This is a genomic window from Geothrix rubra, assembly GCF_030268065.1.
GTDB lineage: Bacteria > Acidobacteriota > Holophagae > Holophagales > Holophagaceae > Geothrix > Geothrix rubra.
Genome location: NZ_BSDD01000001.1, coordinates 158016 through 169508, shown reverse-complemented (window position 1 = coordinate 169508; position 11493 = coordinate 158016). Strand labels below are relative to the sequence as shown.

At 72.3% G+C, this 11493-nt stretch carries 13 protein-coding genes; 3 read left to right on the top strand and 10 right to left on the bottom strand.

Translation table 11 applies throughout. The features are described from left to right. Window positions 1-37 precede the first annotated feature (37 nt). The 6 genes from QSJ33_RS00695 to QSJ33_RS00670 form a co-directional block, all read right to left on the bottom strand. Window positions 38-724, bottom strand: a complete 687-nt coding sequence (locus QSJ33_RS00695) for a glycosyltransferase family 2 protein (RefSeq protein ID WP_285722127.1) — start codon at window positions 722-724, stop codon at window positions 38-40. Further along, window positions 721-2520: a M61 family metallopeptidase gene (locus QSJ33_RS00690; protein ID WP_285722126.1), complete on the bottom strand. Its 1800-nt coding sequence runs from the start codon at window positions 2518-2520 to the stop codon at window positions 721-723. Before QSJ33_RS00690 ends, QSJ33_RS00695 begins: the two co-directional genes overlap by 4 nt. A 20-nt stretch (window positions 2521-2540) precedes the next feature. Beyond that, window positions 2541-3242, bottom strand: coding sequence for a TetR/AcrR family transcriptional regulator (locus QSJ33_RS00685; RefSeq protein ID WP_285722125.1), 702 nt, complete (start codon window positions 3240-3242; stop codon window positions 2541-2543). 71 nt (window positions 3243-3313) lie between these two features. Then, a complete protein-coding gene (gene miaE, locus QSJ33_RS00680; RefSeq protein ID WP_285722123.1) occupies window positions 3314-3907 on the bottom strand; it encodes a tRNA isopentenyl-2-thiomethyl-A-37 hydroxylase MiaE in 594 nt (197 codons plus the stop codon). Then, on the bottom strand, window positions 3904-4749 hold the full coding sequence (locus tag QSJ33_RS00675) for an EamA family transporter (protein ID WP_285722121.1): 846 nt from the start codon (window positions 4747-4749) through the stop codon (window positions 3904-3906). The genes miaE and QSJ33_RS00675 overlap by 4 nt, the downstream gene beginning before the upstream one ends. Window positions 4750-4764: 15 nt before the next feature. Next, a complete protein-coding gene (locus QSJ33_RS00670) occupies window positions 4765-5397 on the bottom strand; it encodes a DUF2520 domain-containing protein (protein ID WP_285722120.1) in 633 nt (210 codons plus the stop codon). Window positions 5398-5471: 74 nt separating this feature from the next. On the opposite strand from QSJ33_RS00670, the gene QSJ33_RS00665 reads away from it, so the two are divergent. Next, entirely contained in the window at window positions 5472-6170 is a 699-nt protein-coding gene (locus QSJ33_RS00665) for a hypothetical protein (protein WP_285722118.1), read from the top strand. Here the strand turns inward: QSJ33_RS00665 and elbB are convergent. Both elbB and QSJ33_RS00655 read right to left on the bottom strand, forming a co-directional pair. After that, the gene (elbB, locus tag QSJ33_RS00660; RefSeq protein ID WP_285722117.1) at window positions 6167-6844 is read right to left on the bottom strand and encodes an isoprenoid biosynthesis glyoxalase ElbB; all 678 of its coding nucleotides are present in this window, start codon (window positions 6842-6844) and stop codon (window positions 6167-6169) included. The genes QSJ33_RS00665 and elbB overlap by 4 nt on opposite strands. A gap of 54 nt (window positions 6845-6898) precedes the next feature. After that, the gene (locus tag QSJ33_RS00655) at window positions 6899-7366 is read right to left on the bottom strand and encodes a MarR family winged helix-turn-helix transcriptional regulator (RefSeq protein WP_285722116.1); all 468 of its coding nucleotides are present in this window, start codon (window positions 7364-7366) and stop codon (window positions 6899-6901) included. Between the two features lie 48 nt (window positions 7367-7414). Between QSJ33_RS00655 and QSJ33_RS00650 the strand changes: the two genes are divergently transcribed. Then, a complete protein-coding gene (locus tag QSJ33_RS00650; RefSeq protein ID WP_285722115.1) occupies window positions 7415-8716 on the top strand; it encodes a chloride channel protein in 1302 nt (433 codons plus the stop codon). A 29-nt stretch (window positions 8717-8745) separates the two neighbouring features. After that, the gene (locus QSJ33_RS00645) at window positions 8746-9903 is read left to right on the top strand and encodes a pyridoxal phosphate-dependent aminotransferase (RefSeq protein ID WP_285722112.1); all 1158 of its coding nucleotides are present in this window, start codon (window positions 8746-8748) and stop codon (window positions 9901-9903) included. On the opposite strand, the gene QSJ33_RS00640 is transcribed toward QSJ33_RS00645, so the two are convergent. Both QSJ33_RS00640 and QSJ33_RS00635 read right to left on the bottom strand, forming a co-directional pair. After that, entirely contained in the window at window positions 9866-10399 is a 534-nt protein-coding gene (locus tag QSJ33_RS00640; RefSeq protein ID WP_285722111.1) for a histidine phosphatase family protein, read from the bottom strand. The two genes, QSJ33_RS00645 and QSJ33_RS00640, sit on opposite strands and share 38 nt — an antisense overlap. Continuing rightward, window positions 10396-11478: an aldo/keto reductase gene (locus QSJ33_RS00635; RefSeq protein WP_285722110.1), complete on the bottom strand. Its 1083-nt coding sequence runs from the start codon at window positions 11476-11478 to the stop codon at window positions 10396-10398. The genes QSJ33_RS00640 and QSJ33_RS00635 overlap by 4 nt, the downstream gene beginning before the upstream one ends. Window positions 11479-11493 lie beyond the last annotated feature (15 nt).

Below are 11493 nucleotides of genomic sequence, written 5' to 3'. Positions count from 1 at the left end.
GCGCCAGGTGACCAGGCCCGCACGGGTTGAAGCCAGCTCAACAGCGGAGCGAGAACTTCGCGATGAGCCAGGTATCCAGCGCCCCCCTGAAGTGGCTCCCGCCGCCGTGGTAGATCGCCTGGATGGGGATGTGCGCCCAGGCCAGGTTCCAGTCGGCGGCCTTCATGGCGATCTCCATCTCGATGGCGAACCCGGTGGCCTTGAGGTCGAGGCGGTCGAGGACCTTCTTCCGGATCATGCGGAACCCGCTCTGGGTGTCCTCCCACGTCACGCCCGCGATGCGGCCGAGGGTCCAGGTCCCCAGCGCGTTGGTGCGCCATCGCCGGGCCGGGATCCGGGCCCGGTCCAGGAAGCGCGAGCCGATCAGGAAGTCCGTCCGCGGATGGGCGGCCAGGTGATCCAGGAAGCCCTTCAGGTCGGCGGGATCGTGCTGGCCGTCGCCGTCCAGGAACAGGTAGTAGTCGAAATCATCCGCCTTCAGCCGGGCGATGCCGGCCCGCAGGGCCTGGCCCTTGCCTCCGCCCTGCCCCGGCTCGAGCCGCAGCACCTCGGCGCCTTCCGCCGCGGCGAGGGACCCCGTGCCGTCGGAGGAGCCGTCGTCCACCACGAGGATGCGGTGCAATCCGTAGGGGCGAAGCCCCCGCAGCACCGCACCGATGTGGCCACCCTCGTCGTGGGCGGCGATGATGGCTGCGATTCGCGGACGACCGTCCCCGCCGCTCACGCGGTCGCCCTGCCGCGCCGGGCGGCGGCTCGCGGGAAGGGCTGCCCGTAGGCGGCGGCGAAGGTGGCGCGCTGGGCCGCGTTGGCCCGTGTCTCGGTCACGAGACGATGGGTGCGCTCGGGACTCTCCGCCACGGGCACCTCCACCTCCAGGATGCGGCCCCGGTCCGCCGCCAGGACCCGCACCCGTCCGCCGGGCCCAGGGGCCGACAGCAGGCGCTGGGCCTCGCCCGGGGTGGCCGTGCGCCAGCCGTCCACGGCCAGGATCTCCATCCCGAAGCTCAACCCCGCCGTCGCCGCGGGACTTCCGGGAATGACGTTCTGCACCGTGGCGGAGGGACCTGGACCCAGCACCAGCCCAGTCCAGGCCCTGGTCCGGCGCAGGAGCTGGGGATCCTTCTGGTCTTCGGGAGAGAGGGCCTCCCAGGGCGCCCGGGCCTCCATCCGCAGCCCGAAGGCCCGCACGAGGGACGCGCCGTCCAGCTCGACCCGGCCTGAGATGTAGGCGTTCCAGAAGAGCGCCGGGTTGCGTCCGGAGAGCTCCCGGTAGGCGCGCCGCACATCGGCGTCCGTGAGCCCCCGCTCGCCGTGGCGCGCCCAGAGCAGGGCGAAGAGGTCCGGCAGGCCGGCCTTGCCGCGGCTCCCCTCGCGGATCGCCGCGTCCATGAGCCAGGCCACCATTTCGCCCTTGTCATAGTAGCTGATGGAACTGTTGGGGCTGAACTCGTGCTGCTTGTAGAAGCGGATCCAGGCGTCCCAGCTGGCCTCCTCCAGGCTCTGCTCCAGGCGGCCCGGCCGCTGCACCTGCTCGCTCCAGCACTTCGCCAGCTCCTTCGCCGTGTGGCTCCAGGGCACCACGCCCGCCCGCAGGACGATCACGTGCTCCATGTAGGAGGTGAGCCCCTCGTGGAACCAGAGCATCCGGGTGGGGTTCTCGCGGCTGTAGTCGAAGGGGCCCAGGGCGGGATCGTGGAGGCGCTTGACGTTCCAGGCGTGGAAGAACTCGTGGGCAATGAGCTGGTAGAGGCCGTAGTAGCCCTCCGGCCGGTCGAAGCCATGGCTGTCGGCGATGAGGCTGGTGCAGTCCCGGTGCTCCAGCCCGCCGCGCACCCGGGGGGTGAAGGTGAGGAAGAACACGTACCGTTTGAAGGGGAACCCGCCGAAGATGGCGCCGGCGGACGCCACGATCTTCCGGGTGGCCTCGGCCATGCGGTCCTCGTCCCCGTTGTGCTCGCCCGTGAACACCAGCTCGAAGGTCGTGCCGCCGGCCGTGAACTTCCGCGCCCGGAAGGTTCCCAGCTCGAAGGGGGAATCCACCAGGGTGTCGAAGTCCTTCGCCAGGTAGCCTGCCGTGCCCTCCGGCAGCGCCGTGGCCACCTTCCAGGCCTTCGGGAAGCCCTGGAAGCGGACCTCGATGGGCCGCGCCAGCTGGCCTTCCAGGTAGAGGAAGGTGGCGGCGGGGATGATCTGCGCGTGGCTGGCGTCCAGGTGGTTGGTGCGCACCGTGAGGTCGTTCCCGTACACCCGGTAGCGGAGCGTCAGCCCCCGCTTGGCGGGTGGGATCCGCCAGCGCTGCTTGTCCAGCTTCTCCAGCGGCTCCTCGCGGCCCGTGGCATCCTCGCCCCGCACCCGGTCCACGAACCGCGCGTAGTCCCGGACCAGGTAGGAACCCGGCGTCCAGGCCGGCAGGGCGGCCACCGCCCCTTCCGCCACGGCTTCCGCCGGCAGCGCCAGCTCCACCTCGAACAGGTGCTGGGCCAGGTCCAGGGGCCGGAGCGTGGCCCGGATCGGCGTCATCGATCGGCCCATCCTCGCGCTCATCCCTGGATGCCGTGCAGCCAGCGCCGCACCGCCCATCGGATCTCCGCATCCGTGATCTGGTACTCGGGGTGCCGCAGCTTCTCCTCGAGCAGGGAGCCGAACAGGGAGGTGAAGAGCAGGACCTCCTTCCGGGCCTGCTCCAGGGCGATGCCGAAGGCATGGTTCACGAAGAGGCCGAGGGGGCTGAGCCCCTTCTCCACCAGGGGCATCAGGTCCCGGAACCCCGAGTCCGGGGAGGGCACGGCGATGGAGCGGAGGATGAACCCCGTGAACTCCTGGTTCTCCATGAGCAGGTCCAGGTAGGCGCGGGAAAGGGCCAGGCTGGCCTCCTCGATGGCCTTCTGCCCCTTGATGGGGGCCTCCAGGAAGGGGGCCACCATGGCCTCGATGCGGGCGGAGGTGCTGGCCAGGGAGACGAGGCAGAGCTGGCGGAACAGGCCTTCCTTGCTGCCGAAGTGATAGTAGAGCGTGGGTTTGGACACGCCGGCGTCCTCGGCCACTTCCCGCACCTGCACCCCGTCATAGCCCTTGGCGGCGAAGTGGGAGAGGGCCGCCAGCAGGAGCCGGGCCTTCAGGTCCCCGTTCTGGCTCAGGCATTCGAGCGCCTCGTAGAAGCTGCCGCCCTTGCAGGCGCCCAGGACCTCCGGGCCGAAGACCGGTGTCATTTCCTTGAGTCCGTGGTCGGGGAGGGAGGACATGGGATGCCTCGGTGGAATGTCCCAGGATGCCACGAACTGACCTACCCGGAGCCAACCTCCGGTCTCCGCGGTCAGTGCACCACGGAGCGCCAGGGGAGGGCCCGGACCACCTCCGCCTCCCGGTCCAGCCACCAGTCCAGCCGGGCCCGGGCCTGGTCCCCGAAGCGCTCCTCCGCGAGCCCGCGGTAGCTGAGGGCGTGGCCGGCCTCGCAGCGCTCCAGCTCGAGCAGGAAGGCCAGCCAGGGGGCCGCCCCCAGCACGGGGTGCCCGGCGGCCGCCTGTTCCAGCAGCCAGAGGCGCTCGCAGCTCCGCGCCTCGATGAGGGCCGCGATGAGCAGCCGGTCCAGCAGGCCCTTCCCCGCCAGCCGGTGCAGGGCCTGGGCGTAGGCGTTGCCCCCGTCGGGCCGCAGGGTCCACCCGAAGCCCTGGAGCGCCTCCAGCACCCGCCGGAAGTGGCCCATCTCCTCCTCTGCCAGTCGCGCGAGCAGCACCGAGGCCCGGGGCTGGTCGCCGAAGGCCTGGGCCAGGGTGAGGGCGGAGAGGGCCGCCTTCTTCTCGCAGTGGGCGTGGTCGGACAGCAGGGCCTCGGGGTCCGCCAGGGCGGCCTCGGCCCAGGCCGCAGGTGTCTCCGCGCGAAGGGGGAGGGGCGGCGTGAAAGCGTTCATGGCGGACCTCCGGCCCCGTTCAGGCCCAGGGCGAGGGCGAGGACGGTCCCCCCGATCACCAGCCGCATCCAGTCCACGGCTTCGTGGAAGACCAGGGCCGAGGCCAGGATGGCCAGGGGGATCTTGAGGTTGTTGAAGGCGGCCAGGGTGCCGATGTCCGTCTTTCGGGCCCCCGCATTGAACAGGAAGAATCCCAGTCCGGAGGCCACCGCGCCCAGGTAGAGCAGCACGGCCCACTGGCGGAGGTGCAGGCCGGCCACGCTGGCCCAGGGCACCGACGGCGCCGCCAGGGCCACGGCCACCACGGAGGCACCCAGGTAGAGGAGGCCCATGAGGTCCCGGTCCCGCTTGCCCGTGGCGGGAGCCAGCCGCCGGTAGAGCACCTGGCCCAGGGCGAAGCAGAGGTTCGCCCCCTGCATCACCAGGAAGCCCAGCAGCAGTCCCCGCCGGCCCAGGCGCGTCCAGACGCAGAGGGCCGTCCCGGCCACGGCCAGGATCGCAGCCGCCAGGAACCGCCAGCGGAGGCGGCGCTCCAGCACGCCATCCACCAGGGTGACGAACAGGGGCGTGAAGATGGTGAACAGGGCCACTTCCGCGGAGTGGAGCCAGCGGAAGGCAGCGATGTAGAGCAGGTACATCAGCCCGAACTGGAGGGCCCCGATGCCCGCGAAGGCCAGGACCCGGCGCCGGCCCAGGCCCCGGGCATCCAGGAAGGGCAGGAACACCAGGGCTGCGATCACCGTCCTCACGGCCGTCACGAAGGGCGTGCCCAGGTCGGCCACCTGGGCCGTGAGGCCGAAGGAGAGGGCCCACAGGATGGAGACGAGGGTGAGCTGGATCACGGGACTCCGGAAGGTTCAGCCGAGGCGGCCAAGGCCCAGGAAGAGCTCCCGCCAGGCCTCGGGCAGGGCCGCGGCGTCCCTGGCGATGGTGGCCTCATCCCCGCGGACGAAGGGGCCCGTGCGCCCTCCGGCGCCGTGGCGTTCCAGGTTGTGCAGGGTGGCCTCCGCCAGGGGCCACAGGCCGCGGCCCGGCAACACCACGCCCCGCTCGCGGAGCAGGGCTTCGGCCCCCAGCCAGAGGGTGGCCGCGTGGCCCGACGTCAGCACCGCGGCGGCGTGGTAGAGGGGCTTGAGGTCCGGCGGAAGCTCGAAGGCCGCGAAGCCCAGGTCCGCGAAGGCCCGGCGGATCCCCTCCGGCACATCGCCCGAGAGGGCCAGGGGCGTGCCCGACCAGTCGCGGGCCTCCCCGTCGAAGCTGGTCAGGGGATGCGCACAGGGCACGCCTTCCAGGTGGAGGCTCCCGGACAGGTGGACGCAGCGGCCCGGGAAGGCCGCAGCCAGCTCCGCCACGGCCCGGTCCGGCACCGCCAGCAGCACCAGGCCCTCCGGGCGGGCGGTGTGGGGGAGCAGCGGGGCCCGCGGGCCCCAGGCAGAAGCCAGCGCGCGGCCCGCGCGGCCCCGGCCCAGGATGGAGAATTCGGACGACATGGCCCTAGTGTGGCGCAAAACCGGTCTGGGGCCCCACCTCCCGGTCCAGGGCGCGGACTCCCTACACTGTTCCGGTGTCACGACCCGCTCCGATTCCCTGGGCCCTGCCGCCCGATCTGCCGTGGCCGAGGTTCCTCCGCCTGCTCCGGCACCCCGATCCGCCCCGCGGCTGGCTGGAGCAGGCGGCGGAGCTCCCGGAGCTGAGGAAGCGGCCCCTCCTGCTGCGCTGGATCGCCCAGCATCCGAGGGCCACGGCCCACCTCCGGTCCCAGCTCCTGGCCCGCCTCCCCTGGCGGGCCCTGGCCGCGGTGGCGGGCGACGCCGCGGCCCACCCCCAGGCCCGGCAGCAGGCCACCGAGAAGCTCCTGCAGCTCTGGACCGGCATGACCCAGGGAGAGCGCCGCAGCCTCGCCCTGCACGCCCCCCGACCGCTCTGGGGACTGGTGTGGCGCACGCCCACGGAGGGCGTCCTCGCGGCCTTCCTCCAGCACCCGAAGCTGGGGCTGGACCAGTTGGTGGCGCTCATCCAGCCGCCCCTCCGCCCGGTGCAGGCCGATGCCCTGGCCGCCTCGCGCTGGCGGGAGACCGGCCCCGTGGCCGAACAGGTGCTGCGGGCCCTGGACCGGAGCCTGGGCCTGCCCGACTCCGGCCTGGCCCTCGGGCACGCGGTCCCCTGGATCAAGGTCCTGGACGAGGAGGCCCGCATCCTGGCCGCCAGTCGCACCGTGACGCCCGCCCTGCGGCGGCTGGTGCATCCGCGGCGGGAGGGTTAGCAGCGCTTCAGGACCTCCGAGACGCACCGTTCGATCCCGGTCCACACGTCGGACAGCCGCGCATCGTCGAACATGTAGGCAGGCGTGGTGATCAGCTTGTGGGCCTCGTCGACGACGATTTCGCGGGCGCTGGGCGTGTTCCGGTGGTGCTGGCCGAGCTTCTCCACGGCGGCGGCACAGCCGGCGTCGCTGCCCAGGGTGAGCTCCGCCGATTCCCGGCCGGACAGGGCCAGGGCCACCAGGGCCGGGGCGATGCAGATGGCGCCGACGGGCTTCGAGCCCTCGAAGAAGGCCCGGACGAAGGCCGCCACGTCGGGGCGCACCTCGGCCTCCGCCCCCTTGAAGGCGAAGCTGCAGTGGTTCTTCGCCACCCCGTAGCCGCCCGGCATCACCAGCGCGTCGTAGTCGCCGGCCTTCGCCTGGGCAAGGTCGAGGCACTGCCCCACCCGCGCGATCCGGCAGGCTTCCTCCAGGATGTTGCGCCGCGCCCCGGGCACAGGTTCCCCCGTGACGTGGTTGACGACATGATGCTGGTCCGCGTTGGGGGCGATGCACTGGAAGGAGGCCCCGTGCTGGTCCAGGGCCAGCAGGGTGAGGACGGCCTCGCGCACCTCCGCGCCGTCCAGGTGGCCGCAGCCGGCCAGCAGCACCGCCACCTTGGGTGTCTTCGCCATGGGAGCCTCCGGGGTTCCGCCCATTATCCCACCGGAGGGCCCCGGGAACCGGGGTCAGTCCTCCGAGAAGAAGAATCGGGCCTCCAGGTCCTCGGCCTCCATGACGCGGACGAGGGTGGCCAGGGCCCGGCGCAGGCTCGTCACCTGCGACTCGCTCATGGCCTGGAGGCCGTGGACGAGCCGGCCCTGGGCCGGATGGGGCGCACGCTTGAGCAGGGCCCGTCCCTTCGGGAGGATCCGGATGCGGATCCGGCGGCGGTCCTGGGGATCCGGCTCCCGGCTGGCGAGGTCCTTGTCCACCAGCCGGTCGAGCACGCCCACCACGGTGGACGGATGGAGCTGCAGGGCCCGGGCCAGGGTCCCGAGCGTCATCCCCCCTCCGCGCTCCAGCTCCCAGAGGGCCCAGAGCTGGGGCGCCGTCAGGCCGAACCGTGCATTCACATCCTTGGAGTAGAGCTCCAGGGCATGCACCACCCGCCGGAGATCCTGGAAGATGCGCTCGATGTTCTCGGTCCGGTCCATCCTGCCATTTTAATAGGACCTCAAATCATTTGTGTTCCAATATTCATCATGACGATCGCCCGACCGGCTTCCCTCCATCTGTCCTCGCGCGCCAGGCACCTCCGGCTCTTCGCCCATGCCCGGCGGATCCTCCTCTCCATCCTGCCCCTGGGCGCCGCGGTGGGACTCGCCATGAGCCTGGTGGTGCTCGCCCTGGATGCGGCGGTGGCGCACCTGGTCCTCCGGTACGGCCACAACCCCCTCCGGCTGATCCTGCCCTTCTCCGCCCTGGTCCTCTGCACCCTCTGGCTCACCTGGACCCGCATCGGCGAGGTCTCCCTGTTCGAGGATCTCGACCTTGCCAAGCACAGCCCCTTCGAGGCCTTCCCCTTCTGGAAGTCCCTGGGGAAGGTCGTGGGGTGCGGCCTCACCATCGGACTGGGCGGCAGCACGGGCCTGGAGGGTCCCGCCAAATGGCTGGGAGCTGCCCTGGGCGTCCAGTTCCACCGTGGCCTGCGGGCGCTCTCCCGCCGCGTCCGCCTCCTCCGCCGCCTGAAGGGACAGCCCCTGCCCACGGTGACCGCGGGAGCCGCCGCGGCGGTCGCGGTCGTCTTCCGCGCCCCGCTCTCGGGGGCCCTCTTCGCCGCCGAGCACGACGGGGATCTCCGGTCGGATGAGCTGTTCCCTGCCGTGGTGGCCGCCGCCGCGGGCTACGCCGTGTTCGTGGCCCTGGCCGGGTCCCGGCCCCTCCTGCCCCTCGAAGGCCCCTACGTCCTGAATGTCCGGGAGCTGCTCACCGCCATTCCGCTCGGCCTGGCCTGCGGGCTGGGCGCCGGGCTCTTCCTCACGGTACGGGATGGGCTCCGGTCGCTCCTCGCCCCGCTCCCCCTCTGGGGCCGGGGGATCGCCGGGGGCCTGGGACTCGCCCTCCTGGCGACCCCGGGTCATGTCCTTTTCCACGACCTCGCCATCACCCAGCGCGGGGGGCTGGACCTGGTGGTGTCCCTTCTGCGCGCGCCCACGGCGCCAGGCGAGGCGATCCTGTTCCTGGTCCTCAAGCTGCTGGCCACGGCGCTCACCCTGGCCGCCGGCGGCGTGGGGGGCATGTGGCTGTGCACCGTGGCCATGGGCGCCGCCCTCGGATCCGCGCTCGGGTTCTGGCTCCTGCCGGCCTATCCCGGCCTCATGACCATGCTGGGCGCCGTGGCCTTCGCCGGGGCCAGCCACCGCACCCTGCTGGTGCCCGTGGTGTTCCTCGCCGAGACCACGGGCCAGGCAGGCCTGGTGGTCCCCGGCATCCTCGCCTGCGCCTTCGCCGTCCTGGTGGTGCGGGTGCACCTCCCGCCTCCCCCGCCCCGCCGGAGCCATTGAGGGGCTGCACCCGCTCTATGCTGGAGGGCATGCACCGCTCCGCCCGCCTTCCCGCCAGCTTCGAGCCGAATCCGCTTTCCCGCATGTTGTCGGAGCGCAGGGCCGCGCACCTGCCGGTGGTGGATCTCACCGTCTCGAACCCCACCGCCTGCGGATTCGCCTACCCCGAGGCGGAGATCCGCGCCGCGCTGGCGGACCGCGCCGTCCTGGGCTACGCACCGGATCCCCTGGGCTCGCGGCGGGCCCGGGAGGCCGTGGCCGCCTTCCACGGCCGGGACTTGCGGGCGGACGACCTCCTCCTCACGGCCTCCACCAGCGAGGGCTATGCCCTGCTGTTCAAGCTCCTGGGCGACCCCGGCGACGAGGTGCTGGTACCCAGCCCCAGCTATCCCCTCTTCGACTGGCTGGCCCGGCTGGAGGGGATGCAAGCCAGGGCCGTGCCCTCCTACTTCCACGAGCGCTGGCACCTGGATCTGGGTGCCCTGGACGCCGCGGCCTCCGGGCGCACCCGGGCCGTGGTGGTGGTGAACCCCAACAACCCCACCGGACACTTCCTGTCGAGAACGGAGTGGGCGGGCCTGACGGAGCTCTGTGCCCGGCGCGGCCTGGCCCTGCTGGTGGACGAGGTCTTCGCGGACTATTCCCTCGAGGCTCCGCCCGACGCCCTTCCCACGGCCCTGGAGGACACAGACCCGCCCTGTCCACTGTTCCTCCTCTCGGGCCTGAGCAAGATCGCCGCCCTGCCCCAGGTGAAGCTGGGGTGGCTCGCCGTGCGGGGCCCCGGCGCCGCCGACCACCTGGAGGCCCTGGCCTTCCTGGCGGACCAGTATCTCTCCGTCTCCGCTTCGGCCCAGGCCGCCGCCCCAGCCCTGCTGGCCCTGGCGCCCGGGATCCAGGTCCAGGTCCGGACCCGCCTCCGCGCCAACCTGGCGGCCCTGGACCGGGCCCTCGCCGACCGGCCCCACCTCTCGCGGCTGCCAGTGGAGGGGGGCTGGTCCGTGCTGCTCCGCCGCCCGGCCCTGGATGCGGATGATGCCTGCGCCCTGCGCCTCCTGCGGGAGACCGGCGTGCTGACCCACCCCGGCTCCTTCTTCGACCTTCCGGGCGATGGGCACCTGGTGCTGAGCCTGCTGACGCCGGAGGCGATCTTCAGCGATGGGCTGGAACGGGCACTCCCGCAGCTGTAGCGCCCGCCGCCGGGGCCCCCTGGCGTGCCACCTCCAGGGTGGCCTCGCCCGCCTCCGGCACCCGCACGATCCAGAGGGGGTCGTAGCTGTCCAGGGACCAGTAGGGCACGGGGCCCTTCACCCCCAGGGCCCGGACGAGCTTCTTCATGAGGTCGTGGTGCCAGCAGACCACCACGGTCCCGCCCCGATGGTCGCGGAGGATGGCTGCGGCCAGGTCGGCGGAGCCGTGCTTGGGGAAGGCCGCCGGAACCAGGCCGAGGCGGGCCGCCAGGGGCGCGAGGGTCTGGCGCGTCCGCTGGAGGTCCGAGGTGTAGAGGGCCGCCGGGTGGAAGGCCGCCAGCTGCGGGACGAGGGCCTGGGCGCGGCGGAGGCCCGCCGCCGCCAGGGGGGAGTCGCCATCCCAGATGGACTGGCGCTCCGCATGGCGCACAAGGACCACGGTGGTGTCCGCCGCGCCCAGGAAGGCGGCGAGACAGAGGGCGAGGAGGAGCCTCACCACCGCTCGTCGTCCGACTTCGGCGCGAGGGGCCAGGGATCGGAGGCCACGCCGTTCACGGTGGCCCCGCTCTGCTGGACGTGGCGGGTGTTCTGGAGGAAGCCGTGGGGGAAGATGGGCGCCGGGGCGCTGGCGGCGTCCAGCCGGGCCATCTGGTCCGCATCCAGCCGCACGGCCATGGCCTGCAGGTTCGCCTCCAGCTGGGACTGGGTGCGCACGCCGAGGATGGGGCTGGCGATGCCGGGCCGCGCCAGCACCCAAGCCAGGGCCACCTGGGCCACGCCGGTGCCGACCTCCGCGGCCACGGCCTCCAGGGCGTCGATGATGGCGTAGTTGGCTTCGGTGAGATGCTTCGAGACGCCGGGCACATGGCGGCCCTCGCCTTCGGGATGCCGGCGCCGGCCGTACTTGCCGCTCAGCAGGCCCCCTTTCAGCGGCGACCAGGGCGTGACCCCCAGGCCCATGGCCTGGGCCATGGGCAGGAGGTCGTGCTCCACGGTGCGCTCCGCGAGGGAGTATTCGATCTGCAGCGCCACCAAGGGCGTCCAGCCGCGCAGGCGGGCCTCCACCTGCCCCGCGGCCACTTTCCACGCCGGGGTATCGGAGACGCCGAGGTAGCGCACCTTCCCGTCCCGGACCAGGTCATCGAGGGCCCGGAGGGTCTCGTCAAAAGGGGTGTGCGGATCGTCGAAGTGCATCCAGTAGAGGTCCACATGGTCGGTCCGCAGCCGCCGGAGGCTCTGTTCCAGCTGCTGGTGGATGGCCTTGCGGCCCGCGCCGCCGGCATTGGGGTCGCCCGGGAAGAGGCTGCCGCAGAACTTGGTGGCCAGCACCACGCGGTCGCGCCCGCCCCGCTTGGCGAACCAGTCGCCCAGGATCGCCTCGCTGTGGCCCTTGGTGTAGATGTTCGCCGTATCGATGAAGTTGCCGCCGGCGCCGAGGTAGCGGTCCAGGATGGCCTCGCTCTCGGCCACATCGGCCCCCCAGCCCCACTCGGTGCCGAAGGTCATGGTGCCCAGGCACAGGGGGCTCACCCGCAGGCCCGATCGTCCCAGGGTGCGGTAGGCGTCAAGACTCATGGAACCCTCCTGGAT